The sequence below is a fragment of the Frigoribacterium sp. PhB24 genome, from assembly GCF_003755185.1.
Taxonomy (GTDB): Bacteria; Actinomycetota; Actinomycetes; order Actinomycetales; family Microbacteriaceae; genus Frigoribacterium.
The window spans coordinates 222369-247189 of record NZ_RKIC01000014.1 but is presented as its reverse complement, the minus strand read 5'-3'; the positions used below and the strand labels follow the sequence as shown (position 1 = coordinate 247189).

General features: G+C 71.6%; 20 protein-coding genes. 9 read left to right on the top strand and 11 right to left on the bottom strand.

The window, feature by feature from the left end; all coding sequences use genetic code 11:
• Positions 1 to 21 precede the first annotated feature (21 nt).
• Positions 22 to 1524 carry a catalase gene (locus tag EDF50_RS14165; RefSeq protein WP_123520151.1) on the top strand — a complete coding sequence of 501 codons (1503 nt, stop codon included), beginning with the start codon at positions 22 to 24 and terminating at the stop codon, positions 1522 to 1524.
• A 76-nt stretch (positions 1525 to 1600) separates the two neighbouring features.
• Here the strand turns inward: EDF50_RS14165 and EDF50_RS14160 are convergent, their stop codons facing one another.
• The 4 genes from EDF50_RS14160 to purD form a co-directional block, all read right to left on the bottom strand.
• Positions 1601 to 2170: a GNAT family N-acetyltransferase gene (locus EDF50_RS14160; protein WP_123520150.1), complete on the bottom strand. Its 570-nt coding sequence runs from the start codon at positions 2168 to 2170 to the stop codon at positions 1601 to 1603.
• A 25-nt stretch (positions 2171 to 2195) separates the two neighbouring features.
• A complete protein-coding gene (locus tag EDF50_RS14155; protein ID WP_123520180.1) occupies positions 2196 to 3035 on the bottom strand; it encodes a VOC family protein in 840 nt (279 codons plus the stop codon).
• Between the two features lie 318 nt (positions 3036 to 3353).
• Positions 3354 to 4337 (bottom strand): phosphoribosylaminoimidazolesuccinocarboxamide synthase, encoded by a 984-nt coding sequence (locus tag EDF50_RS14150; RefSeq protein WP_123520149.1) that lies wholly within the window; start codon positions 4335 to 4337, stop codon positions 3354 to 3356.
• A complete protein-coding gene (purD, locus tag EDF50_RS14145) occupies positions 4334 to 5602 on the bottom strand; it encodes a phosphoribosylamine--glycine ligase (protein ID WP_123520179.1) in 1269 nt (422 codons plus the stop codon). The genes EDF50_RS14150 and purD overlap by 4 nt, the downstream gene beginning before the upstream one ends.
• A gap of 81 nt (positions 5603 to 5683) precedes the next feature.
• Here purD and EDF50_RS14140 point away from each other — a divergent pair, with 81 nt between their 5' ends.
• The gene (locus EDF50_RS14140; protein ID WP_123520148.1) at positions 5684 to 6064 is read left to right on the top strand and encodes a sterol carrier family protein; all 381 of its coding nucleotides are present in this window, start codon (positions 5684 to 5686) and stop codon (positions 6062 to 6064) included.
• Positions 6065 to 6261: 197 nt separating this feature from the next.
• Positions 6262 to 6678 (top strand): hypothetical protein, encoded by a 417-nt coding sequence (locus EDF50_RS14135; RefSeq protein ID WP_123520147.1) that lies wholly within the window; start codon positions 6262 to 6264, stop codon positions 6676 to 6678.
• Positions 6679 to 6708: 30 nt separating this feature from the next.
• On the opposite strand, the gene EDF50_RS14130 is transcribed toward EDF50_RS14135, so the two are convergent.
• From EDF50_RS14130 to purF, 3 genes are all read right to left on the bottom strand, one after another.
• Positions 6709 to 8283, bottom strand: a complete 1575-nt coding sequence (locus EDF50_RS14130; RefSeq protein WP_123520146.1) for a transporter — start codon at positions 8281 to 8283, stop codon at positions 6709 to 6711.
• Entirely contained in the window at positions 8265 to 9050 is a 786-nt protein-coding gene (locus tag EDF50_RS14125) for an ATP-binding cassette domain-containing protein (RefSeq protein WP_123520178.1), read from the bottom strand. The genes EDF50_RS14130 and EDF50_RS14125 overlap by 19 nt, the downstream gene beginning before the upstream one ends.
• A gap of 106 nt (positions 9051 to 9156) precedes the next feature.
• The gene (purF, locus tag EDF50_RS14120; protein WP_123520145.1) at positions 9157 to 10617 is read right to left on the bottom strand and encodes an amidophosphoribosyltransferase; all 1461 of its coding nucleotides are present in this window, start codon (positions 10615 to 10617) and stop codon (positions 9157 to 9159) included.
• 71 nt (positions 10618 to 10688) lie between these two features.
• Here purF and purM point away from each other — a divergent pair, with 71 nt between their 5' ends.
• Together purM and EDF50_RS14110 are read left to right on the top strand one after the other, a co-directional pair.
• Positions 10689 to 11813 carry a phosphoribosylformylglycinamidine cyclo-ligase gene (gene purM, locus EDF50_RS14115; RefSeq protein WP_123520144.1) on the top strand — a complete coding sequence of 375 codons (1125 nt, stop codon included), beginning with the start codon at positions 10689 to 10691 and terminating at the stop codon, positions 11811 to 11813.
• Between the two features lie 111 nt (positions 11814 to 11924).
• Complete coding sequence (locus EDF50_RS14110; protein WP_148076846.1) at positions 11925 to 12146, top strand: hypothetical protein; 222 nt, start codon at positions 11925 to 11927, stop codon at positions 12144 to 12146.
• A 117-nt stretch (positions 12147 to 12263) separates the two neighbouring features.
• Here the strand turns inward: EDF50_RS14110 and EDF50_RS14105 are convergent, their stop codons facing one another.
• Together EDF50_RS14105 and EDF50_RS14100 are read right to left on the bottom strand one after the other, a co-directional pair.
• Positions 12264 to 12650 (bottom strand): VOC family protein, encoded by a 387-nt coding sequence (locus tag EDF50_RS14105; protein ID WP_123520142.1) that lies wholly within the window; start codon positions 12648 to 12650, stop codon positions 12264 to 12266.
• A gap of 13 nt (positions 12651 to 12663) precedes the next feature.
• Positions 12664 to 12861: a DUF3073 domain-containing protein gene (locus tag EDF50_RS14100; protein WP_056227242.1), complete on the bottom strand. Its 198-nt coding sequence runs from the start codon at positions 12859 to 12861 to the stop codon at positions 12664 to 12666.
• 140 nt (positions 12862 to 13001) lie between these two features.
• Here EDF50_RS14100 and EDF50_RS14095 point away from each other — a divergent pair, with 140 nt between their 5' ends.
• Positions 13002 to 14204 (top strand): NAD(P)-binding domain-containing protein, encoded by a 1203-nt coding sequence (locus tag EDF50_RS14095; protein ID WP_123520141.1) that lies wholly within the window; start codon positions 13002 to 13004, stop codon positions 14202 to 14204.
• Between the two features lie 106 nt (positions 14205 to 14310).
• Here EDF50_RS14095 and EDF50_RS14090 read toward each other — a convergent pair whose 3' ends face one another.
• Both EDF50_RS14090 and EDF50_RS14085 read right to left on the bottom strand, forming a co-directional pair.
• Positions 14311 to 16587 (bottom strand): APC family permease, encoded by a 2277-nt coding sequence (locus EDF50_RS14090; protein WP_233570651.1) that lies wholly within the window; start codon positions 16585 to 16587, stop codon positions 14311 to 14313.
• 135 nt (positions 16588 to 16722) lie between these two features.
• On the bottom strand, positions 16723 to 17349 hold the full coding sequence (locus EDF50_RS14085; RefSeq protein ID WP_123520140.1) for a YitT family protein: 627 nt from the start codon (positions 17347 to 17349) through the stop codon (positions 16723 to 16725).
• Positions 17350 to 17411: 62 nt separating this feature from the next.
• Between EDF50_RS14085 and EDF50_RS14080 the strand changes: the two genes are divergently transcribed.
• The 3 genes from EDF50_RS14080 to EDF50_RS14070 all read left to right on the top strand — a co-directional run bounded on the left by EDF50_RS14080 (position 17412) and on the right by EDF50_RS14070 (position 24698).
• Positions 17412 to 18851, top strand: a complete 1440-nt coding sequence (locus EDF50_RS14080) for a PLP-dependent aminotransferase family protein (RefSeq protein ID WP_123520139.1) — start codon at positions 17412 to 17414, stop codon at positions 18849 to 18851.
• Between the two features lie 183 nt (positions 18852 to 19034).
• Entirely contained in the window at positions 19035 to 22193 is a 3159-nt protein-coding gene (locus EDF50_RS14075; protein ID WP_123520138.1) for an efflux RND transporter permease subunit, read from the top strand.
• Positions 22194 to 22610: 417 nt separating this feature from the next.
• The gene (locus tag EDF50_RS14070) at positions 22611 to 24698 is read left to right on the top strand and encodes a DEAD/DEAH box helicase (protein ID WP_123520137.1); all 2088 of its coding nucleotides are present in this window, start codon (positions 22611 to 22613) and stop codon (positions 24696 to 24698) included.
• The last annotated feature ends 123 nt before the right edge of the window (positions 24699 to 24821 follow it).

Below are 24821 nucleotides of genomic sequence, written 5' to 3'. Positions count from 1 at the left end.
ACCACGAACGAAAGAGGACACATGACCGACGCGAAGAAGATCACCACCACCGACAACGGCGCCCCCGCCGCCAGCGACGAGCACTCGCAGTCGGTCGGCGCCGACGGCCCGATCGTCCTGCACGACCACAAGCTGGTCGAGAAGCTCGCCAACTTCAACCGCGAGAAGGTGCCCGAGCGCATCGTCCACGCCAAGGGCGGCGGCGCCTTCGGCACGTTCGTCACGACGGGTGACGTCTCGCAGTACACCCGCGCGGCGCTCTTCCAGCCCGGCGTCGAGACCGAGATGCTCGCCCGCTTCTCGACCGTCGCCGGTGAGCAGGGCAGCCCCGACACCTGGCGCGACCCCCGCGGGTTCTCGCTGAAGTTCTACACGACCGAGGGCAACTACGACCTCGTCGGCAACAACACCCCCGTCTTCTTCATCCGCGACGGCATCAAGTTCCCCGACTTCATCCACTCGCAGAAGCGCCTGCCCGGTTCGCACCTGCGTGACCACGACATGCAGTGGGACTTCTGGACGCTGTCGCCCGAGTCGGCCCACCAGGTCACCTGGCTGATGGGCGACCGTGGCCTGCCCGCCTCGTGGCGCACGATGGACGGCTTCGGCTCGCACACCTACCAGTGGATCAACGCCGAGGGTCAGCGCTCCTGGGTGAAGTACCACTTCAAGAGCGACCAGGGCAACGAGATCCTGACCCAGGAGGACGCCGACCGCATCGCGGGCGAGGACGCCGACTTCCACATCCGCGACCTGTCCGAGGCGATCGAACGCGAAGACTTCCCGACCTGGACCCTGTCGGTCCAGGTGATGCCGTACGAGGACGCCGCCGGCTACCGGTTCAACCCGTTCGACCTCACCAAGGTGTGGCCGCACAGCGACTACCCGCTCATCGAGGTCGGCACCATGACGCTGAACCGCAACCCCGAGAACTACTTCGCCCAGATCGAGCAGGCCGCGTTCGCCCCGTCGAACTTCGTGCCCGGCATCGCCGCGAGCCCCGACAAGATGCTGCTCGCCCGCATCTTCAGCTACGCCGACGCGCATCGCTACCGCGTGGGCGTCAACCACCAGCAGCTGCCGGTCAACATGCCCAAGACCGAGGTGCACTCGTACTCGAAGGACGGCGCCGCTCGGTACCACTTCAGCGAGGCCACGGCGCCGGTCTACGCGCCGAACTCGGTGGGCGGCCCTGCTGCCGACCCGCAGGCCGCGGGTGACACCGGTGGGTGGGAGTCCGACGGCGAACTCGTGCGCTCGGCGGCGACCCTGCACGCCGAGGACGACGACTTCGGCCAGGCCGGGACGCTCGTCCGCGAGGTCATGGACGACGGTCAGCGTGACCGTCTCGTGCAGAACATCGTCGGCCACGTCTCGAAGGTGACCCAGCCGGCGCTGCGCGAACGGGTCTATCAGTACTGGACGAACGTCGACGCGACCCTCGGCCAGCGCGTCCGCGCGGGCGTCGAGCCGTCGGCTCCCGGGTCGAACGAGGACCCGGCCGAGGTCGGCGTCCCGGCGTAGCCGACAGCCGCGTCAGACCGCAGGAGGCGCGGTGACCGTTCGTCGGTCACCGCGCCTCCTCGGCGTCCAGGGGGTCTCAGACCATCTGGCCGTTCCAGTGCAACTCGCCCGCGGGCCAGTCCGCCAGGGTGAGCGTCCCCTCGTGGAGCAGCCAGCCGTGGTCCTGCGTCACGAGGACACCGGCGCCGTCGGCGCTGAACGCGGTGTAGTGCGCGGTGAGGTCGTCGAGCGGCAGCCAGCCGGCGTGGCGGTAGAACCCCTGCACGTCGTCGCCGGTCTCGAGTAGTCCGAAGCCGCTGTCGAGCGAGCTCAGCGCCGCATCGACCTGGCGCAGCAGCTCACCGCCGACGCCGGTGCCCTGGGACGACGGCGAGACGGCGACCATGCCGACCGCGGTGACGAGCAGATCGGTGTCGCCGACGGTCACGAACTGGCGACGCAGGCCGGCGTGCGCGACCACGACGTCGCCCTGACGCGCGACGACCCTCAGCTCGGGTTGCATGCCCGCCCAGCTCCGGGCCCCCGCGTACCAGTGGTCATAGCTCGGGAACGCCCGGGCGAGCATGGCTGCGATCGCCTCGTGGTCGTCGAGCGTCAGGTCGCCCTCGCGGGTCGTGCTGAACAGGGGGGAGTCGGCTGCAGACATGCCTCGACGTTAGCGGTGCCGGTGGTCAGCTCGGGCGGACGGTCACCTGGATCCGGTTGTTCCAGGGATCGTCGAACCCGAGCACACGTCCGTCGTCGCGGATGGCGACACCGTGGTGGCCGAGGCGCTCGCCGAGGGCACCCAGGTCGTCGGTGGTCGGCACCTCGATGCGCACCAGGCCGAGGCCCAGGGCGAGCCCGCGTCGCACGGCCCCGGCGCTGGTCCAGGTGTTCATGGCCATGTGGTGGTGGTAGCCGCCGGCGCTGACGAACAGCGCCTGGGGCCCGAACCGGGTCGTCGTCTCGAATCCCAGCTGCTCGACGTAGAACCGGTGGGCCGACTCGACGTCGCCCACGCTCAGGTGCACGTGGCCGACCGAGGCGGGACGGGATGCCGCACCGGCCAGCGCCTCCTCGCTGACGTTCTGCTGCACGAACGCGTTCGGGTCGAGGGCGAGGGTCGCCATGTCCACCTGCCCGTGGGTCCACGACCACTCGCTGCGGCGGCGGTCCCAGTAGAGCTCGATGCCGTTGCCCTCGGGGTCGGTGAAGTAGAAGGCCTTGCTGACGAGGTGGTCGGCGCTGCCGGTGAAGGTGCCGGCGTGACGGGTGGCGACGCTGTAGACGGCGGCGGCGAGGTCGGCCTCGGTCTCGAACAGGATCGCGGTGTGGAAGAGGCCGGCCTCGCGCGGCCCGGCGTGCCTCAGCTCGGGCGCGTGCTCGAGGATGACGATCGGGGTGGCGCCACGTCCGAGCACGACGCGACCCGCCGCGGGCTCGGCGGTCAGCACCGTCAGGGTGACGGCGTCGCGGTAGTACGCGGTCATCGCGTCGAGGTCGGCGACCCGCAGCGTGACGGCTCCCATGCCGGTGTCGGCGGCGAGCAGGTCGGTGGTGCCGACGCCCTGCGCCCGCGGGCCGCGTTCGGGGGACGAGGAGGCGCGGGTGTCGTCGGTCGCGGAGGTGTCGGTCATGGCTGCCCTCGGTCTGGTCTGGTCGGGTCGGGTCGGGTCGGGTCGTCAACCGATCGGTGACGTGTCATCGACGTGAACCGGGCGAGGTCGGCGGGCATTCCCGATCGGCACGGGCGCCGCACCCCCGACCGCGAAGAACCCCGTTTCGGACGATGAACCCCGGAGAAACGGGGTGCATCGTCCGAAACGGGGTTCGAGGTGAGGTGCGGTTCAGCGGGCGGTGAGGCGCTCGATCAGGTCGCGGTACCGCTGCGCCGTGCGGGCGACGATGTCGTCGGGCAGGGCCGGCGCCTCGTCCATGCCGTCCCAGTGCGCCGAGAGCCAGTCGCGGACGATCTGCTTGTCGAAGCTCTGGGTGCGGTTGCCCGAGGCATGGGCCGCGGCGTCCCAGAAGCGGCTGCTGTCGCTCGTGAGCACCTCGTCGCCCAAGGTGATCTCACCCGTGACCCGGTCGGCGCCGAACTCGAACTTCGTGTCGGCGAGGATGACCCCCCGGGCCTCGGCGACGTCCGACGCGAGCCGGTAGATCTCGAGGGACCGGTCGCGCAACGCCGTCGCCGTCTCGGCGCCGACCAACTCGACCGTGCGCTCGAACGAGATGTTCTCGTCGTGCTCGCCGAGCGGCGCCTTGTACGCCGGGGTGTAGATCGGCTCGGGCAGACGATCGCCGTTCGAGAGCCCGGCCGGCAGAGCGATGCCGCAGACGGTACCGTGCTCGCGGTACTCGGCCCACCCGCTGCCGACCAGGTAACCGCGGACGACGCACTCGACCGGGAACATGTCGAGCGGCTTCACGAGCATCGCGCGGTCGCGCACCTGCCCGGGCAGCGACACGGAGGCGGTGGTCGGGTCGACGAGGTGGTTGGGTACGCCGACCAACTGGGCGAACCACCAGAGGCTGAGCTGCGTCAGCAGGGCGCCCTTGCCGGGGATGCCGGGCTCGAGGACCTGGTCGAAGGCGCTGACCCGATCGCTCGCGACGACCAGCACGTACTCGGTGTCGGCGAGGGTCGCCGCGTCGCCCACCGAGCCGGCCACCGGCGCGGGGACGTAGAGGTCGCGGACCTTGCCCGAGTAGACGGGCGTCCAGCCCTCGAGGTGGCGGGGGGTGCCCGGCGTGACGCGCGCGGCCTGGCGAGTCGCGCCTCCTGCGGTGACGTCGGACGGAGCCGTCGTGCCGTCGGGGGCGGTCATCGGGCGACCCGTTCGGCGATGTCGTGACGGTACTGCCCGCCCTCGAGCTCGATGCGGGAGAGGGCTTCGTAGACGCGACCCCGGGCCTCGGCGAAGTCCGAGCCCTGGGCCACGACGCTGAGCACCCGACCACCGGTGGCGATGAGTCGGTCGTCGAGACGTGCCGTGGCGGCGTGGGCGAGGTGGACCCCGGCGACGGCGGTCGCGTCGTCGAGCCCGCGGACCGGGCGACCGCTGACGGCCCCCTCGGGGTACCCCTCGCTCGCGAGGACCACCGTCACGGCGACGTCGGACGAGAAGCGCGGCGACTCGTGATTGCCGAGGGACCCGGTCGCCGCGGCGAGGAGCAGCCCGCTGAGCGGGGTGACCAGACGGGGCAGCACCACCTGCGTCTCGGGATCGCCGAAGCGGGCGTTGAACTCGATGACGCGGACCCCCTGCTCGGTGAGGATCAGACCGGCGTACAGGAGACCGATGAACGGCGTGCCCTCGGACTCGAGCTGCCGCACCGTCGGGGTGGCGATGGTGTCGAGCACCTCGTCGACGAAGTCCTTCTCGCTGCCGAAGCGGTCGGCGAGCCAGGGCAGCGGCGAATAGGCGCCCATGCCGCCGGTGTTGGGGCCGGCGTCGCCGTCGAGCAGACGCTTGTAGTCCTGCGCGGGACTGAGCGGCACGACCGTGTGACCGTCGCTGAGGAAGAACAGGGAGACCTCGGGGCCCTCGAGGAACTCCTCGACGAGGACCGGCCCGTGCTGCAGCCAGTAGGTGGAGTGCTCGACCGCGGCGTCGCGGTCGTCGGTGACGAGCACCCCCTTGCCCGCCGCGAGTCCGTCGGCCTTGACGACGTAGGGCGAGCCGAAGTCGTCGAGCACGGCGACGGCCTCGTCGAGGGTGCCCACTCGCGTGGCCCGCCCGGTCGGCACGCCGGCTTCGTCCATGACGCGCTTCGCGAAGGTCTTGCTGCCCTCGAGCGACGCGGCCTTCTTGCCGGGGCCGAAGACCGGGATGCCCCGGGTGCGCAGAGCGTCGGCGACACCCGCGACCAGCGGGGCCTCGGGACCGACGACGACCAGCTGGACGTCGTTCTCGAGGGCGTACTCGGTGACGACGGCGCCGTTCGACGGGTCGAGGTGCACGATGTCGACCTGCTGGGCGATGCCCGCGTTGCCGGGCGCCGCCACGATCTCGTGGCCCGCGTCTTCGCGCAGCAGGGCGGTGATGATGGCGTGCTCGCGAGCACCGGAACCGAGGACGAGGATTCGCACGCGCACAGCCTACCGAGGGTCCGCCGCGCTGCCGAGTCCGTCGCGCGGTGCGGGACGCGGAGGCACGGGTAGCGTGGACGAATGGCCAGGGCACGGATCGACGACACGGCGGGATCGGCCGCCGTGGGCGAGGTGCGGGCGGCGCTCGCCGCCGACGAGACCGCGCCGCGGCCGGTGACCGCCATGGCCGTCCGTTGGCTGCTGCAGGTGCTCGCCGACGGCGAACCCGGGGCCACGGTCGAGGTCCGCGTGCCACCGTTCGGCGCCGTGCAGTTCCGCGAGGGGCTCAGCCACACCCGCGGCACGCCGCCCAACGTCGTCGAGACCGACGCCGCCACCTTCGTGCGACTCGCCACCGGCGACCTCAGCTGGCAGGAGGCGCGGGCCGGGGCGCTCGTGTCGGCCTCCGGCAGCAGGGCGGACCTGACCGGCTACGTGCCGATCGCCTGGCAGCGGGGCTGACCCGCGCCTCCTCGGTGTCCGGGCTGGAGCGCGGCTGCGCCGCCGACGAGTGGGCAGAAGGTGCGCCTCGGCGCGACGCCACGAGCACCTTCTGCCCATTCGACGGTTTTCGATGCGGACGACAGGGGGCGGCGGGGCCATGCTCGACGTCGAGACGGGCGTCGGCGGTGGGCGGTCGCCTCTGGGATGATGGGCGGGTGACGAACGCACCCGACGACCAGCAGCGACCCGAGCCCGTCGTCGAGCCCGCGGCCGCGCCCGCGCCCGTCGCCGAGTCGATCGTCGAACGCGACGAGGTCACGGTGCGTCGGGCGCCCAAGGTGCCCGTCTTCTTGATCATGGGCGCGGCGCTCGGTGTGGTCGTGTCGCTCGTCGTCACCTCGCTCTTCCCGTTCGACTCGGGCGAGGGCGTCGCGCAGACCTACGGGTACATCTCTCTCTGGGGGCTCACCATCGGCGGGGCCGTCGGCTGCGTCGCGGCGATCGTCGCCGAACGGGTCACCAGCCGGGGCGCGAAGCGCGTCCAGGTCGAACGCGAACGGCTCGAGGTGCCCGTCGACGAGGCCGAGCCCGCGCCTCGTCAGGTGACCGACGGCGACTCCGACCGCGGCTGACACCAGCGCCGGGCGGCGTCAAGGGCCGGATCAGGCTCCGCGCGCCCGCCGCAGTCGCGTGAGCAGTTCGGGCCCCCGGGCGTCGAGCAGACGCCCGCCCCGCCGGATGCCGACGATCATCAGCACGACCCCGAGGGCCACGCCGACGACGAGTGTCAGCGACCCCAGCAGCACCGACCCCTGCACCAGTGCCACGACGCCGAGCACCAGTTCGGGCAGCGACAGCACGAACACGATCGCCCACGAGGCGTAGAGGCCGAGGGTCGAGGTGACGTTGGCCCCGGGCGGCGACTTGAACGGGCTCTCGCCGGCGGCCGGGACGGGCATGAGGTAGAGCGCGGAGGCCACGCTCGACACGCCGAACCCGGTGAGCAGCAGCCCCAGGCCGACACCGAGCAGCGCGGGGGCCGTGTCGAATCGGCCCACCACCGCGAGGGGCACGAGCGTGGCGAGCACGACCGAGGGGACCGCGAACAGGGCGAGCGTGAGGACGCGTCCGGCGCGGTCGGCCGAACCCGCCAACCCGGTGGACAGGTGTGCGGCGAAGGCCGTGCCGTCGTAGGAGACGTCGGCGGCCAGGGTGACGGCGAGCAACGCCGCCACGGCCGGGCCGATGGCGTACAGCGGCCAGGTCGTGTCGAGGGAGAACGACAGGAAGATCGCCAGGACGGGCATCAGGGGGACGACGATCAGCGAACCGCCGTAGCGCGGGTCGCGCAGCCAGTACACGGCCGTTCGGGCGGCGACGGCGCCCGTCGGCGTCGCGGGGAATCGTGCGAACAGACCGAGGCCCTTCGACGCCGCAGTGGCGGTGACGGCCGGGGGAGCCACGAGGGCGGTCACCAGCCCTCGTCGCCAGAGCAGCGACAGCACGCCCAGGGTGGCCAGGGCGATGAGGGCCTTGAGGGCCGCCTCGCCGGGGCGCCCCAGGGCGACGTCGCCGGGGATCGACCAGGCGGCGCCGAGGGGGCTCCACGACAGGGCGTGGGCCACGCGGGGCAGGTCGTCGCCGATCGAGCTGAGCCCCTGGCCGACCAGGCCGATCAGAGGCCCGGCCAGGATGAGGGGCACGAAGATCGCGACGCTCATCAGCTCGCGGTAACGACGCTTGGCCCCGAGGGCGCTGGTCGCGGTCTCGACGGCCCGCGACGCCGCCACGCAGACGAACACGCCGAGCAGCCCGCAGAAGGGAGCGAGCGCGGCCGAGAGGGGGTGCTGCACCCAGCTGAAGGTCGTCGCGAGGGCGGCCACCAGCGTGACGATGCCCGGGATGCCCAACAGCCCGGTGACGAACAGGGCGACGAGGAGCCGGTCGGCCGGCAAGGGGAACTGGCGCAGCTTGGAGACGCTGAGGGTCTGGTCGTAACCCCGGGCGATGAACGGCACGACGACCCAGCCGACGACGGCGAGCGAGCCCCCGAGGACCGCGGCCGTCCAGGCCCAGCGTTCGGGGGCGAACGAGAGGGCGACGAGACCGGCGACGACCGCGGCGAGCACGCCGAGCCCGTAGAGCCCGCCGAGGACCGCCGCGACGAGCTGCCAGGTGCTGCGTCTGAAGCCGTTCAGCAGCACCCGCCAGCGCAGGCTCAGGAGGTGCGCAACCACGACGGCCCCTCGTTGTGCTGCCGACCGCCGACGAGTTCGACGAACCGGTCTTCGAGGGTGGAGCCGGCGCGCACGTCGTCGGTCGTGCCGGCGGCGAGCACCCGACCGGAGGCGATGACGGCGACGTGGTCGCACATGCGCTGCACGAGGTCCATCGAGTGGCTCGACACGATGACCGTGCCGCCGTTCTGCGTGTAGCCGTGCAGGATGTCGCGGATGTTCGCGGCCGAGATCGGGTCGACCGACTCGAACGGTTCGTCGAGGACGAGGAGGCGCGGTGCGTGGACCAGCGCGCAGGCGAGCGCGACCTTCTTGGTCATGCCCGCGGAGTAATCGACGACGAGCGTGCCGCCGGCCGATCGCAGGTCGAGCAGGTCGAGCAGGTCGCCGACCCGCTGCGCCGTCGTCTCGCGGCTCATGCCGTTGAGGAGGCCGTGGTAGGTGACGAGCTGCTCGCCGGTGAGGCGGTCGAAGAGCGAGATGCCGTCGCTGAGGACGCCGACGAGCGACTTGGCGTGCGTCGGGTCGGACCAGACGTCGACGCCGAGCACCGCGATGCTGCCCGCGTCGGGACGGAGCAGCCCGGTCGCCATCGAGAGCGTGGTCGTCTTGCCGGCGCCGTTCGGGCCGACGAGGCCGAAGAAGGAGCCCGTCGGCACGGTCAGGTCGATGCCGTCGACGGCGACCTTGTCGCCGAACGCCTTGCGCAGACCGGCGATCTGCACGGCGGACGCCGGGGGCGTCGCGGTCGGTTCAGGGCGGGGCATGCCGACGTCGCTCATGGCCCCCAGCCTAGGGACGCACACCGACACCGCGCCTCCCCCGACGGGTGGAAGCGGGGGCGAGGCGCGGGTGGTGGCCCGGCCCGTCGGCTCAGCTGAGCTGGTTGGCCTCGACCCAGGCGAGGTACTCGGGGCTGACCGTCCCGGTGACGTAGTCGCCCGTGAAGCAGCTCATCTCGAGTTCGGTGACGTCACTGCCCTCGGTGATGGCGGACTGCATGTCGGCGACCTCTTGGTAGATGAGGTGGTCGGCACCCAGCTCGCGGGCGATCTCGGGGATCTTGCGGTCGTGGGCGATCAGCTCGTGCCGGGACGGCATGTTGATGCCGTACACGTGGGGGAAGCGCACCGGGGGAGCGGCCGAGGTGAACGTCACCTTGTTCGCGCCGGCGGCCCGGGCCATCTCGACGATCTCGCGCGAGGTCGTGCCGCGGACGATCGAGTCGTCGACGATCAGGATGTTCTTGCCCTTGAACTCGCTCGACATGGCGTTGAGCTTCTGGCGCACCGACCGCTTGCGCTCGGCCTGGCCCGGCATGATGAAGGTGCGGCCGACGTAGCGGTTCTTGTAGAAGCCCTCGCGGTACTCGATGCCGAGCTTCTGGGCGACCTGCATGGCCGCGGGACGCGAGGAGTCGGGGATCGGCATGACCACGTCGATGTCGCCGATCGGCGAGTGCGCGGCGATCGTGTCGGCCAGCCGGTTGCCGAGGCGCAGGCGGGCGTCGTAGACCGAGATGCCGTTCATGATCGAGTCGGGACGGGCCAGGTAGACGTACTCGAACGAGCAGGGGATGAGGCGCGGGCTGGCGTGGCACTGCTTCGACACCATGCGGCCGTCGAGCGAGATGAAGACGGCCTCGCCCGGGGCGACGTCGCGGACGATCTCGTAGCCGCCGGACTCGAGAACGAGGGACTCGGAGGCGGTGATCCACTCTTCGCGGACGCCGTCGGCGGCCAGGCGGCGACCGAGCACCAGCGGGCGGATGCCGAACGGGTCGCGGAACGCCAGAAGGCCGTGGCCGGCGATCATCGCGATCGCCGCGTACGAGCCCTGCACGCGGTCGTGCACGCGGGTGACCGCGGCGAAGATCTGCTCGGGATCGAGCTCGCTGCCGTTCACCTGCTCTTGCAGTTCGTGCGCGAGCACGTTGACCAGCAGCTCGGTGTCACTGTTCGTGTTGAGGTGCCGACGGTCGACGTGGAACAGCTCGCTCGTGAGCTCTCGCGTGTTCGTCAGGTTGCCGTTGTGGATCAGCACGATGCCGTAGGGAGCGTTCACGTAGAACGGCTGCGCCTCTTGCTCGTTGCTGGCCGCGCCCTTGGTGGCGTACCGCACGTGGCCGAGGCCCATGTTGCCGAGCAGGGCACGCATGTCGCGGGTGCGGAAGCCCTCGCGCACCTGCCCCTTGGTCTTGTGGACGTGGAAGATGCCGCCCTCGGCGGTGGCGATGCCGGTGCTGTCCTGCCCCCGGTGCTGCAACAGGAGGAGCGAGTCGTAGACGAGTTGATTTGCTGGCTCGTGCGCGACGAGACCGACGATGCCGCACATGCGGATCTGGCTCCAGACCGTAGAGTTGGGGTTACCGCGACAGTCTAGAGCGACACCGAACGGATGAACGAATGGCGACCTCCTCTGCCCACTCGACCAGCGCCTCCTACGCCGCAGCGGGGGTCGACACGGCCGCCGGCGACCGGGCGGTCGAGCTGATGAAGACGGCCGTCAGTGCCACGCACGGCCCCGGCGTGGTCGGCGGCGTCGGCGGGTTCGCCGGACTGTTCGACGTGTCGTTCCTCAAGGACTTCGACCGGCCGCTGCTCGCCACCTCGACCGACGGCGTCGGCACGAAGGTCGCCATCGCGCAGGCTCTCGACAAGCACGACACCATCGGGCAAGACCTGGTCGGCATGGTCGTCGACGACATCGTCGTCGTCGGTGCCCGGCCGCTGATCATGACCGACTACATCGCCTGCGGACGCGTGGTGCCGTCCCGCATCGCGTCGATCGTCGAGGGCATCGCCCGGGCCTGCAGCGAGACGGGCACCGCCCTCGTCGGCGGCGAGACGGCGGAGCACCCCGGTCTGCTCGGGCCCGACGACTACGACGTGGCGGGGGCCGCGGTCGGTGCGGTCGAGTCGGGACGCCAACTCGGCCCGCACCTCGTCGGCGACGGCGACGTCGTGCTCGCCCTGGCCTCGTCGGGCGTGCACTCCAACGGCTTCTCGCTCGTGCGACACATCCTGGCGTCCCGCGACCTGGGCTACGACGACACCCTGCCCGAGTTCTCGGGCACCGTCGGCGAGGCGCTGCTCGAACCGACGCGGCTCTACACGTCGCCCCTGCTGCGCGTGCTCGACGACCCCGCTCTCGACGGCGCGATCCACTCGCTCAGCCACGTCACCGGGGGTGGCATCGCGGCCAACCTCGCCCGCGTGCTGCCCCACGGGTCGTGGACCGAGGTCGACCGGTCGACCTGGTCCCCGCTGCCCGTCTTCCGCGTACTGAGCGACCTGGCCGGCTCGACCCTCGAGTCGAGCGAGGGCACCTGGAACCTCGGCATCGGCATGATCGCCGTCGTCGCCGCATCGCGGGCCGGCGCGGTCGCCTCGGCCCTCGAGGCCGACGGCATCGCGACCTGGCCGGTCGGCATCGTCTCGACCGGGCGCCGCGAGCTGGCCGGTTTCGAGCAGGGTGCCAAGGGGGTCGACGGGGGCGCCGTGCGACTCGTCGGGGCCTACGCGGGCTGACGGCCCGCCACGCCGCGTGGCGTTCCGTCGGCGGTGGACGTACGATGGTCGGACGCCCGTGACGGGCGTGCTGACGACGACGTCAGACCGGACGACGAAGGAGTCGACCCCATGAGCACCACCCGCATCCCCCTCCCTTCTGTCTCCCGCAGCGCGGTCGCCGCCCCGCGCAGTGCCCGGGTCAGCCGCGTTCCCGCCGATCCGGCGCCGCTGCGTTCGTCCGCGTCACCCGTCACCGGCGGGCGCAAGGTCGCCGCTCTCACCGCCGGCGGCATGATCCTGCTGCTGGTCGTGGGGCTGCTGCCCGCGGTCGCGACCCTCGTGGGCGGCTGACCCGCGCCTCCGGACGGGCGGTCACCCCGGCCGAACCCGACACACGACGACGGCCCCTCGAGATCGAGGGGCCGTCGTCGTGTGATGCGCGTGGGACCGGTCGCGTACGCCGTCGCGTCAGAGGACGCAGAACTCGTTGCCCTCGGGGTCGGTGAGGACCACCCACGACACCGCGGCGTCGTCTTGACCCACCTGTGCGCGGACGGCCCCCATTGACTCGAGACGGGCGACCTCGTCGGCTTGCGTCGCCTCGCGGCTCTGGCCGTCGACCGGCGTCGGGCGGAAGTCGAGGTGCAGGCGATTCTTGATCGTCTTGGCCTCGGGGACGTCCACGAAGAGCAACCCGGGCAGCGTGTCGGCCGCGAGACGGATCTCGGGTTCGTCGTCGTCGGACGAGACGACCACCCACCCGAGTGCGTCGGCCCACCAGCGGGCGAGTCGAGCGGGATCGCTCGCGTCGACGACGACTTGTTCCCAGACGAGGGCCGAGGACGAAGAGGGCATCAGGCGACCGGCCTCAGGCGCTCTTGTTCTGGTCGTGCTCGGTGTCGTACTCGTCGTCGAAATCGTCGGCCCACTTGTCGACGTATTCGTCGCCGGAGTCGTTCTTCGTCGCCAACTCTTTTTCGAGTGCACCGTAGTTGGTGTCAGGGCTGAAGTACTTCAGCTCTCTGGCGACCTTGGTGTGCTTGGCTTTTTGACGGCCGCGCCCCATGCGTGACCCCCTCTGAACTCGGCCCGGAAACGGTGTCGGACGACCCGGGAACTGCCGACAGGATGCTGTTGAAAAACTGGACCGATCTTATCATGTACCCCTAGCCCCGGCTGCCGCCTCGGACGGGCATGATGGTCGGGATGGCTGCAGGGGGCGAACGAGAGCGGACGCGAGTCGTCGTCGTCGGTGCGGGACAGGCCGGGTTGTCGGTCTCGTGGTACCTGCGACGACTCGGACTCGAGGTGGGTCGCGACCTCGTCGTGCTGGACAGAGGCCCCGGCACCGGAGGCGCGTGGCAGCACCGCTGGGAGAGCCTGCGATTGGGTGCCGCCCACCGCGTGCACGACCTGCCGGGCATGGCCGGGCTCGGGCTGGGCTTCGATGCGGCCGACCGATCGGCCCCCGCGCGCGACGTCGTCGCCGAGCAGTACGCCCGCTACGAGGCCGCGCTCGGGCTCGACGTGCGGCGCCCCGTCGAGGTGACCGGGGTGACCGGGCTGGGGGACGGGTTCTCGGTGCGGTGGGCGGGGCGCGCCTCCTCGGGTGCCGGTTCGGCGGCGGCCGCGGCGACGGGGACGGGGTCGCAGGCGGGTTCGGGGCCGGCTTCGGGCTCGGGGCCGGCTTCGGGGACGCTGCGGGCCGAGGTCGTGGTGAACGCGACCGGCACCTGGGGTGCCCCGTTCGTGCCGTGGTACCCCGGGCGCGACACGTTCCTCGGTCGGCAGCTCCACACCTCGGACTACCGGACGGCTGACGATCTCGAGGGGCTCGACGTCGTCGTGGTCGGCGGCGGCACGAGCGCGATCGGCTTCGTGCTCGAGCTCGACGGCGTCGCGGCCTCGACGACGTGGGTGACGCGCCGGCCGGTGGACTGGCTCGACCAGGGCGAGCTCGACGTCGAGTCGGCCGTCGCGGCGGTCGCCGCCCAGGACCGCGCGGCCCGGGCGGGGCAGGCGTTGCCGAGCATCGTCAGCGGCACCGGCGTCCCGCGCACCCGGCGTTTCGTGTCGGGCATCGAGCGCGGCGTACTGGTCGAACGGCCCATGTTCGCGTCGATCGAACCGCACGGCGTGCGCTGGGCGGACGGCACGTTCGCCCCGGCCGGCGCCATCGTCTGGGCGACCGGGTTCCGCCCCGAGCTGCGGCACCTCGCCCCGCTCGGGCTCCGGTCGGCGGACGGAGGCGTGAGCGTCGAGGGTGGGGCGTCCAGCCTCGACCCGCGGGTGTTCTTCGCGGGGTACGGGCCGCAGGCGTCGACCATCGGGGCGAACCGCGCCGGTCGCGCGATCGCTCGGCAGGTCGTGGCCCGGCTCTCGGAGTGCGACGCCGCGCGCCGCAGGTGAGTCCTCGCGCCGTGCGCTGCGGGTGACCGACCCACGAGACCCCAGGAATCCGCCCGGAGCCTCGCGCGCGAGTGGGGGTTCGGGCGCTTCTGCGGGGTCTCGGCGACTACTTCTTCTTGCGGGGGGCGGTGCCGGTGGAGTTGCGGGCGGCCGAGCGGGCCTTGCGGGCCGCGGCGCCGCCTCCGCGGTTGCCCTTCGCCGAACCGGGCGCACGCGGGGTCTGCTTCGGCCCGGGTTTCGTGCCGTCCTGGGCCGGCTGGACGTCCAGGCCCCGCTGCACCGCGCCTCCTTCGACCGCCGCGCCGGCACGGCCGTCGGGGCCCGCGTCGGCACCGAGGGCGCCTCCGGCGGCACCCGACCGGCGACCGGCCGGCTCGAGCACGCGGCGCGGCACCGGGCGGGGGCGGATCGGCTCGCCGCGACGGTCCTGGCCCGGGATCGGCCGCGAACGACGCCCGTAGAGCACCTCGGACGAGTCGAGCAGCCACGGCACGAGCGAGATCGTGACACCGTGCACGAGCATCAGCTTCTGGCGGATGCGGCGGCTCTTGTGGTTGTGCAGCGCGGCCTCCCACCAGTGGCCGACGATGTAGATGGGGGTGTACACCGTCACGACCTCGCTGCCGTGCTCTTCGCGGTGGGCCTTGATGTACTTGATCAGCGGCATGCTGATGTCGCGGTACGGCGAGGCGACGATACGCAGCGGCACCTCGATGTCCTGCTCGGCCCACTGGCGCTGCAGCAGCGCCGTGGCCTCGTCGTCGATGCCGACGTGGATCGCCTCGAGCGACTCGTGGCGCGCCGCGATGGCGTAGTCGAGCGCCTTCAGCACGGGCTTCTGCATGGTGCCGACCAACACGATCGCGTGGTCGCCGTGCGAGCCGAACTGCGTCGTGGCGTCGGGCTCGATCTCGACCAGCACGTCGCGGTAGTAGCGGTTCACGCCGAGCATCAGCACGAACAGGATCGGCATGATGACGAAGACCAACCAGGCGCCGTGCGTGAACTTCGTCACCGTGACGACGATCAACACCGACGCCGTCAGGAGGGCGCCGAACGCGTTGATGCCCCGGGCGCGGTAGACAGCCCCCCGGTCGGCGCAGCCCTCGCGGAGCATGCGGGTCCAGTGCACGACCATGCCCGTCTGGCCGAGCGTGAACGACACGAAGACGCCGATGATGTACAGCTGGATCAGGCCCGTGACGCTGGCCTGGTAGACGAGCAGGATGGCGCAGGCCACCAGCGCCAGCACGATGACGCCGTTCGAGTAGATCAGTCGGTCGCCGCGCGTGTTGAGCGCCTTGGGGGCGTACTGGTCGCGCGCCAGGATCGAGCCGAGCAGCGGGAACCCGTTGAAGGCCGTGTTGGCCGCCAGCAGCAGCACCGCGGCCGTGCAGGCCTGGATCACGTAGAACGGGATGCCGAACAGCGCGCCGCCGAAGACCGCGCTGGCGATCTGGGCGATCAGGCTGCGCTGGGGCGTCGTGGCGCACTCGACGAAGCCCTGCAGGTCGCAGGCGTCCTCGGCGTAGTGCACCTTCGCGATGAGCGCGACGGCGACCAGGCCGGCGAACAGGACGATGGCGATGCTGCCCATCAGCACGAGCGTCTTCTGGGCGTTCTGCACCTTCGGACGGCGGAAGGCGGGCACGCCGTTCGCGATGGCCTCGACGCCGGTCAGTGCCGAGCAGCCGCTGGAGAACGCGCGCAGCAGCAGCAGGACGAACGCGGCCTGCGTCAGCTGGTCGGCCTGCACCGTGTAGTCCGCGCTCTCGGCGACGGGCGGGTCGCCGAGGGCCGTGCGCACCAGGGCGATGACGATCATGACGAACACGCTCGACACGAAGAGGTAGGTGGGGACGGCGAACGCCTTGCTCGACTCGCGCACCCCCCGCAGGTTGACGGCCGCCAGCACGACGACGAAGAAGATCGCGAGCTCGACGCGCACCGGCGCCAGTTCGGGAACGGCCGAGATGATGTTGTCGACGCCCGACGCGACCGACACGGCCACCGTCATCACGTAGTCGACGAGCAGCGCCGAGGCGACCACGAGGCCGGCCTTCTCGCCGAGGTTCTTGTGGGCGACCTCGTAGTCGCCGCCTCCCGACGGGTACGCCTTGATCAGCTGCCGGTACGAGGCGACGACGACCAGCAGCAGGACGACCACCGCGACCGCGACCCACGGCGCGAGGGTGAGGAACCCGAGACCGCCGATCAGCAGGATCATCAGCAGCTCTTGCGGGGCGTAGGCCACCGAGCTGAGCGGGTCGCTGGCGAAGATCGGCAGGGCCAGGTGCTTCGGCAGCAGTTGTCCCTCGAGCTTCTCGGAGGGCAGGGGTTCACCGATCAGCCAACGCTTCGGCGACCGGGTGTCGTTGGTCACGAGCGGCGACTCTACTCCCGTGCGAGGGCCTGTCAACTTCACTCGTGAGCGGTTTATTCCCGGTCAGGCCGGGTTCGTCCGAACTGTTTCGTACCGGCCGGTGTGACGACCTCGCAGGCGGCCTGCGGCCCACGCTCAGACGGACGAGGAGGCGGGGGCCGGCACGACAGCGGACGTCGCCACCCGGCGCCGTGCGAACAACGGCAACATGATCGCCACGAGCGGGCCGATCAACAGGGCCTCGGCCGCCGTGCCGATGCCGATCTGGCCGCCGAGCAGCCAGCCCGCGGCGAGCACCGTGACCTCGATGGCCGTGCGGGCGACGCCCACGCGCCACCCGAGTCGGGCGTGCAGCCCGAGCATGAGTCCGTCGCGCGGACCCGGTCCGAAGTCGGCGCCGATGTAGAGGCCGCTCGCGACGGCCAGCAGCAGCAGGCCGCCCGCGAACGTCAGCCCCTGCGCCCACCACGCCGTCTGTTGGGGCAGCACGTGGAGCCCCAGGTCGGCGACCGGGCCGATCATCAGCGTGTTGGCGATCGTGCCGAAACGGGGTCGCTGACGCAGGGGGATCCAGAGCAGCAGCACGACGAGGCTCGTGACGAACGTGACGGTGCCGAACGTCAGCCCCGTGTGCCGGACGAGCCCCTGCGACAGCACGTCCCAGGGTGCGACGCCGATGCCGGCGCGGACCATGAGGGCGATGGCGAACCCGTAGGCGGTGAGGCCGACGAACAACTGCAGCAGGCGACGCGAGAAGAGCATGGGGTCGATCCAACCGAGCGACTGGCCTGGTGGCAAGGGTCCAATCGGCTTAGGGTGGCCGCGTGACCAACTTCGACCACGGGGCCACCACCGTCTCGTCGCGAGCGCTCGGGGTCCTGCTCGACTCGTGGCGCGCCTCCTCGGCTCCCGGCTACCTGGCGCTCGCCGACCGCATCCGCCTGCTCGTGCTCGACGGCCGGCTGCCCGTGGGCACGCGGCTGCCGTCCGAGCGCGACCTCTGCGCGCACCTCGGCGTCAGCCGCACGACCGTCACCGCGGCCTACGCCGCTTTGCGCGACTCGGGGCACGTCGACAGCGTGCGAGGCAGCGGCAGCCTCGTCCGCCTGCCGGCCCGCTCCTCGGTGCCGCGTCCGACGACGACCGAAGGGCTGCTCGACCTGACCAAGGCGGCGCTGCCGGCGGTCGACGGCATCGCCGAGGCGGCCCAGCGCGCGGCGGGGCGGCTCGGTGCGTACCTCGACGACCCGGGCTACGACCCGGTGGGGCGGCCCGTGTTGCGCGAGGCGATCGCCGAACGGTACCGACTTCGAGGGCTCGAGACGAGCGCCGAGCAGATCGTCGTCACCCTCGGGGCGCAGCACGCCATCGCACTGCTCGCCCGCGTGCTGGTCTCGCGCGGCGACCGGGCCGTCGTCGAGGCGCCCGGCTACCCGCACGCCTTCGAGGCCCTTCGCGGCGCCGGCGCCCGTCTCGTGCCGGTCAGCGTCACCGTCGACGACGGCTGGGACGAGGCGGCCCTGATGCAGACCCTGCGCCGCACCAGCCCGCCGGTCGCCTACCTGATGCCCGACTTCCACAACCCCACGGGCGCGACGATGCCCGTCGACCAGCGGGTGCGGGTGCTCGAGGCCGCAGCGCACGAGGGCACCGTGGTGATCGCCGACGAGACCATGGCCGAGATGGCGATCGACGGGCGTCGGGACGCCCCCCTGCCGATGGCGGCGTACGGCCGGGCCGTCTCGATCGGTTCGGTGGGCAAGTCGCTCTGGGGTGGACTGCGCATCGGCTGGATCCGCGCCGAGCGCCCCCTCGTCGACCGGCTCGTGCGGGCCCGCTCGGCGGGCGACCTGGGCACGCCCGTGCTCGAGCAGCTGGTGGTCGCCGAGCTCCTCGGCGACTTCGACCGTGTGCTGGAGGCGCGGGCCGGCCACCTGAGACGAGGTCGCGATCGCGTCGTCCGCGGACTGCGCGACGCGTTCCCGTCGTGGCAGGTGCCGTCGCCGGCGGGTGGGCTCACCACCTGGGTCGGACTCGGGGCGCCGGTCAGCTCGCAGCTCACCCTCGCCGCCCGGCGGGAGGGGCTGTTGCTCGCCGCCGGGCCGGTGTTCGGCGTCGACGGGGCCTTCGAGCGGTTCCTCCGCGTGCCCTTCTCGTACGCCGAGAGCGACACCGACCGGGCGCTCGCGGCCCTGCGCGCGGCCTGGGACGGCGTCGACGGGGTGCAGGCTCCGGTCTCGCCGCTGTTGGCCGAGGTGGTCTGAGGATAGCGACCCGCGCCTCCTCGGTTCGTGTCGCGTCGGGTCGCCCCCACTCGGCCGCCTCGCGACGTTCTGCACAGCGCAGGAGAAGCCCCCGCCAGTTCCCAGAGAGGCTGGTGACAATGGAGGCGCGGTGGACGTCGTCCGCCCAGCCTCCCTCGCTCTCCCTCTCACCACCGGAGCACCGTGCACCTGCTGTCCGTCTTCAGCCTGCGCAACCGCGCGCTGATCGCCCTCGTCACCATCGTCGTCGCCGTCTTCGGCGGCATCGCCCTCACCTCGCTCAAGCAAGAGCTCGCGCCCAACGTGCAGTTCCCGCAGATCGCGATCGTCAGCTCGTACCCGGGCGCCACGCCCGAGGTCGTCAACGAGGACGTGTCGACGCCGATCGAGCAGGCCGTCCAGATCATCCCCGGGCTCGAAGGCACCTCGGCGACCTCGAGCACATCGCAGAGCACGGTCTCGGCCGAGTTCACCTACGGCACCGACCTCGACTCCGCCGAGCAGAAGATCCAGTCGGCGATCAACCGGCTCACACTGCCCGACTCCGTCGACACGCAGGTGGTCACGGGCAGCCTCGCCGACCTGCCGGTCATCCAGATCGCCGTCACCGGCTACGACTCCGCCGACTCGCAAGCCCTCGTCGACCGGTTGACGAACATCACCGTGCCCGACCTGCAGAAACTCGACGGAGTCCGCGAGGCCTCGATCTACGGCGACGCCGGTCAGCGCGTCACCATCTCGCCCGACAGGACGGCGCTCGCCGCGGCCGGGCTGACGACCGCCGCCTTCCAGGACGCCCTCGACGCCAACGGCACGCTGATCCCCGGCGGCACCATCACGCAAGACGGCACGACCCTCTCGATCCAGGCGGGCCAACGGCTCACCAGCGTCGACGAGATCCGTGCCCTTCCGCTGCTCGGCGGCACCGCGTCCACCACGATCGGCGACGTCGCCGACGTGCAGCTGACCGGTGCCCCCGTCACCTCGATCAGCCGGGTCGACGGGCAGGACGCCCTGACGGTCGCCATCACCAAGACCCTCGACGCCAACACCGTCGACGTGTCGCAGACCGTCCGCGACGCCATCCCGAGCCTCGCGTCCGACCTGGGCGACGGCGTGGAGCTGACGGTCGTGTTCGACCAGGCGCCGTTCATCCAGCAGTCGATCGACGCCCTCGCCGAAGAGGGGCTGCTCGGCCTCGTCTTCGCGGTGATCGTCATCCTGGTCTTCCTGCTGTCGATCCGGTCGACCGTCGTCACCGCCATCAGCATCCCGACGAGCGTGCTCATCACGTTCATCGGGCTCCAGGCCGCGGACTACACGCTGAACGTCCTGACCCTCGGCGCCCTGACGATCGCCATCGGTCGCGTGGTCGACGACTCGATCGTCGTCATCGAGAACATCAAGCGGCACCTCACCGCGGGCGTCGACCGACTCGAGGCGATCAAGGTCGCCGTGCGCGAGGTGGCGGGCGCCATCACCGCGTCGACGGTCACGACGGTCGTGGTGTTCCTGCCCCTGGCGTTCGTGGGCAACATCACCGGCGAGCTGTTCCGGCCGTTCGCCCTGACGGTCACCATCGCCCTCGTGGCGTCGCTCTTCGTCGCGCTGACGATCGTCCCCGTGCTGGCGTACTGGTTCCTGCGGGCGCCCAGGCCCCACAAGCACGCACCGGGTGGCGAGGCCGCCGCCGTCGAGGGCGCGACGCTCGAGTCGCTGACGACCCGCGCCTCCGACCCGTCCGACGCCCGCCCGCTCGACCGCCTGCGTCGCGCCTACGTCCCCGTGCTGCGGGGAACCCTGAGACGGCCGGTCGTGACGATCCTCGTGGCGTTGCTCGTCCTGGTGGGCACGGGTGCCGTCATCCCGTTCATGAAGACGAACTTCCTCGGGGCGAGCGGGCAGAACACCTTCACCGTCACGCAGACCCTGCCGCCCGCCTCGAGCCTGCAGACGCAGTCCGACGCGGCCGACCAGGTCGAGCAGGTGCTCGACGGCGTCGACGGCATCGAGACGGTGCAGCTGACCATCGGGTCCAGCGGCACGTCGATCGCGAGCTTCCTCGGCGGGACGGGCGACAGCACGGTCACCTACTCGATCACCACCGACGAGAGTGTCGACCAGGACGCCCTGCAGGCCGACGTCCGATCCCGGTTGGACGACGTCACCGACGCGGGCGAGATCGAGGTGTCCGCCTCGAGCGGATTCGGCACGAGCAACGACATCACCGTCGACGTCACGGCCCCCGACCCCGACAGCCTGCAGACCGCCACGGACGCCGTGCTGAAGAAGGTTCAGGGGCTGCCCGGCACCGCCGAGGCCAGCTCGAACCTGCAGGCGGCCCAGCCGATCATCGGCGTGCGGGTCGACCGCGCCGCCGCCGCGGCCCTCGGGTACAGCGAGGTCGCCGTGGGTGGCATCGTGTCGCAGGCGATCCAGCCGTTCCGGGTGGGGTCGCTCGAGATCGACGACAGCTCGGTGGACGTCTACACGGTCGACCCGACCCCGCCGGCGACCATCGACGAGCTGAAGGCCCTCGAGCTGCCGAGCCCGACCGGGCCCGTGCGACTCGACTCGATCGCGACGGTCGAGCAGACGACCGGGCCGACCTCTGTCACGACGACCGACGCGGTGCGCTCGGCGACGGTCACGATCACACCGTCGACCGACGATCTGTCGGCCGCCGGCACCGAGGTCTCGGACGCCGTGGCGTCCGTGACGCTGCCCGAGGGCACCGACGCCACCATCGGCGGGGCGACGGCCGATCAGGCCAACGCGTTCTCGCAGCTCGGGCTCGCGGTGCTGATCGCCATCTTGATCGTCTACATCGTGATGGTGGCGACGTTCCGCAGCCTGATCCAGCCCATCCTGCTGCTCGTGTCGATCCCGTTCGCCGCGACCGGCGCGATCCTGTTGCAGTTGGCCTCGGGCGTACCCCTCGGCGTCGCGTCGTTGATCGGCGTGCTCATGCTGGTCGGCATCGTGGTGACCAACGCGATCGTGCTGATCGACCTGGTGAACCAGTACCGCGAGAAGGGCCTGCGGGTGCGCGAGGCCCTGCTCGAGGGGGCGTCGCGGCGGTTGCGCCCGATCCTCATGACAGCGGCGGCCACGATCTTCGCGTTGACTCCCATGGCGCTCGGGGTCACCGGGCACGGCGGCTTCATCTCGCAGCCGCTCGCCATCGTCGTGATCGGCGGGCTCGTGTCGTCGACGCTGTTGACCCTCGTCGTGCTCCCGGTCATCTACTACCTGTACGAGCGCATCGGCGAACGCCGGGCCGACCGCCGGGCGGCGGAGGCTGAGGAGGCTGAAGCGGGGGAGGCTGCCACCCGGGTGTGACCTCGGCCGGCGTGCCGGGGCGGCCCTCGCCGGGCAGGTCGAGAACCGGCATCGCCTCGACGGGCGAGTTCGTGGTCGACGGGCGGGTGTGGCGGCCCGTCCGATACGAACCCGCCCGTTCGGCCGGAGGTGACGCCCGTCGACGCCGGCCGCCGAGGAGGCGGGGCTTCCGGTTCCGGGGAGGCTCGGGTATCGTGGGTGGGTCGGCTCAAGACACCGCGCCTGTGGCGCGAGCACATCGGCACCTGCGGGTGCCGATCATGCACAGCTTTGAACAGCACGAGGGTTTGTAAGTCTTGTGGGCCGGATTCCCGTCGAATCACGACGGGATGAATTCACGATTGTGAACGGTCCTGGTCAATGGCTGCCCGGGTATTTCTTCGCGTCATCTCTGACAAGCCCGGAAAGAACTCCTCCATGTCTCCTTACGACAACTCACGCCCACGCACCGACCGCACCGGTGGCGCGCCCAAGGCCGGCTCGAAGAGCCCCAAGCACCGCGGTCACCGCGCCGACGAGGCCGGAGCCCCGGCCCCCAAGAAGCGCTGGGACGCGAGTGAGCGCGCCGACCGTGGGCGCCGCGAGTTCGGCACCCGCGACGGTGGCGGCAACCGTGCCCCCGGCGCCGCCCGCTCCGACGACCGCCGCCCCAACTGGGAGCCCCGCGAGAAGTCGACCGGCGGCAACCGCTTCGGCAACCGGGACTTCGACAGCCGCAACGGCGAGCGTGGCCGCGACGCCGCCCCTCGCTTCGGCCGTGACGGTGGCCGCGAGGCCGCCCGCGGCTACGGTCGCGACGGTGGTCGTGACGCCGCCCGCGGCTCCGACCGCGGACCGCGTTCGTGGGACCGCTCGGACCGCCCTGCCCGCGACGACCGCCCGGCCCGCAGCTACGACCGCGACGCCCGCCCGGCCCGTGACGACCGCGCCCCCCGCAGCTACGACCGAAGCGACCGCCCGGCTCGTGACGACCGCGCCCCCCGCAGCTACGACCGAAGCGACCGCCCGGCTCGTGACGACCGCTCGCGTGACGACCGGCCTCAGCGTTCGTACGGTGACCGTCCCGAGCGTGGTGGCCGCGCCTCCGGTGGTTTCGACCGCGACGCCCGCCCGGCGCGCAGCTACGACCGCGACGCCCGCCCGGCTCGTGACGACCGCGCCCCCCGCAGCTTCGACCGCGCCGACCGCCCGGCGCGCGACGCCGGCCGCGGCAGCGACTTCTACCCGAAGCGCGACGCGGCCACGCACTACTCGCCCGAGGACGACGTCAAGCTCGAGAAGCTCAAGGCCGAGGTCGTCACCGCGGCCGACGTCGAGGGCGTGAGCTTCGGCGACCTGGGCCTCGGCGACAACATCGAGCGTCAGCTGGCCTCGATGGGTGCCGCGGCTCCGTTCGCGATCCAGGCCGCGACGATCCCCGACGTGCTCGCCGGTCGTGACGTGCTCGGCCGTGGCCGCACGGGCTCGGGCAAGACGATCGCCTTCGGCGCTCCGCTGGTCGAGAAGCTGATGGAGAACAACGGCGCGAAGAACCGCAAGATGGGCCGCAAGCCCCGTGCGCTGATCCTCGCCCCGACCCGCGAGCTCGCGATGCAGATCGACCGCACCGTGCAGCCCATCGCCCGCTCGGTCGGCCTGTTCACCACGCAGGTCTACGGCGGCGTGCCCCAGCAGCGTCAGGTCGGTGCGCTCAACCGCGGCGTCGACATCGTCATCGGCACCCCCGGACGCATCGAGGACCTCATCGACCAGGGCCGCCTCGACCTGAGCGAGGTCGTCGTGACCGTGCTCGACGAGGCCGACCACATGTGCGACCTCGGGTTCCTCGAGCCGGTGCAGCGCATCATCCGCGAGACCGCGACGGTCCGGCCCGACGGCGCACGCGCCCAGAAGCTGCTCTTCAGCGCCACCCTCGACAAGGGTGTGGCGAAGCTCGTCGACGAGTTCCTGGTCGACCCGGCCGTGCACGAGGTCGCCGGCGAGGACCAGGCCAGCGCCACGATCGACCACCGCGTCCTGCTGATCGAGCAGCGCGACAAGACGGCCGTCATCGAGCAGCTCGCGTCGGGCGGCGGCAAGACCCTGGTCTTCGCCCGCACCCGCGCCTTCGCCGAGCAGCTCGCCGACCAGCTCGAGGACGCCGGCATCCGCTCGACGAGCCTGCACGGCGACCTGAACCAGGCCCGCCGGACGCGCAACCTGCAGCTGCTCACCAGCGGCAAGGTCAACGTGCTCGTCGCGACCGACGTCGCCGCCCGCGGCATCCACGTCGACGACATCGAGCTCGTGGTCCAGGCCGACATGCCCGACGAGTACAAGACCTACATGCACCGTTCCGGCCGCACCGGTCGCGCCGGCAAGGAGGGCACCGTCGTCACGCTCATCACGCGCCAGCGCCGCCGTCGCATGGAAGAGCTGCTCGACCGTGCCGAGATCGACGCCGAGATGATCGAGGCCCGCTCGGGCGACCGTCTGATCGACGAGCTCGCGGGCGTACAGGCGTAGCGAGCGCTCCCCGGGGGCGCGGTGCCGGCCTGCAGGACCACACGACACCGCCGAGTGGACATCACACCGCGTCATGCGCGGGTGTCGTGTCCACTCGGTGGTGCCGCGGTGTCGCCGCTCGGG

Bases quoted from the DNA above. Each gene is read 5' to 3' on its own strand.
- EDF50_RS14165 (WP_123520151.1), top strand. From the start codon at position 22: ATGACCGACGCGAAGAAGATCACCACCACCGACAACGGCGCCCCCGCC.
- EDF50_RS14160 (WP_123520150.1), bottom strand. From the start codon at position 2,170: ATGTCTGCAGCCGACTCCCCCCTGTTCAGCACGACCCGCGAGGGCGAC.
- EDF50_RS14155 (WP_123520180.1), bottom strand. From the start codon at position 3,035: ATGGGAGCCGTCACGCTGCGGGTCGCCGACCTCGACGCGATGACCGCG.
- EDF50_RS14150 (WP_123520149.1), bottom strand. From the start codon at position 4,337: ATGACCGCCCCCGACGGCACGACGGCTCCGTCCGACGTCACCGCAGGA.
- EDF50_RS14140 (WP_123520148.1), top strand. From the start codon at position 5,684: ATGGCCAGGGCACGGATCGACGACACGGCGGGATCGGCCGCCGTGGGC.
- EDF50_RS14125 (WP_123520178.1), bottom strand. From the start codon at position 9,050: ATGCCCCGCCCTGAACCGACCGCGACGCCCCCGGCGTCCGCCGTGCAG.
- purF (WP_123520145.1), bottom strand. From the start codon at position 10,617: ATGTGCGGCATCGTCGGTCTCGTCGCGCACGAGCCAGCAAATCAACTC.
- purM (WP_123520144.1), top strand. From the start codon at position 10,689: ATGGCGACCTCCTCTGCCCACTCGACCAGCGCCTCCTACGCCGCAGCG.
- EDF50_RS14110 (WP_148076846.1), top strand. From the start codon at position 11,925: ATGAGCACCACCCGCATCCCCCTCCCTTCTGTCTCCCGCAGCGCGGTC.
- EDF50_RS14105 (WP_123520142.1), bottom strand. From the start codon at position 12,650: ATGCCCTCTTCGTCCTCGGCCCTCGTCTGGGAACAAGTCGTCGTCGAC.
- EDF50_RS14100 (WP_056227242.1), bottom strand. From the start codon at position 12,861: ATGGGGCGCGGCCGTCAAAAAGCCAAGCACACCAAGGTCGCCAGAGAG.
- EDF50_RS14095 (WP_123520141.1), top strand. From the start codon at position 13,002: ATGGCTGCAGGGGGCGAACGAGAGCGGACGCGAGTCGTCGTCGTCGGT.
- EDF50_RS14085 (WP_123520140.1), bottom strand. From the start codon at position 17,349: ATGCTCTTCTCGCGTCGCCTGCTGCAGTTGTTCGTCGGCCTCACCGCC.
- EDF50_RS14070 (WP_123520137.1), top strand. From the start codon at position 22,611: ATGTCTCCTTACGACAACTCACGCCCACGCACCGACCGCACCGGTGGC.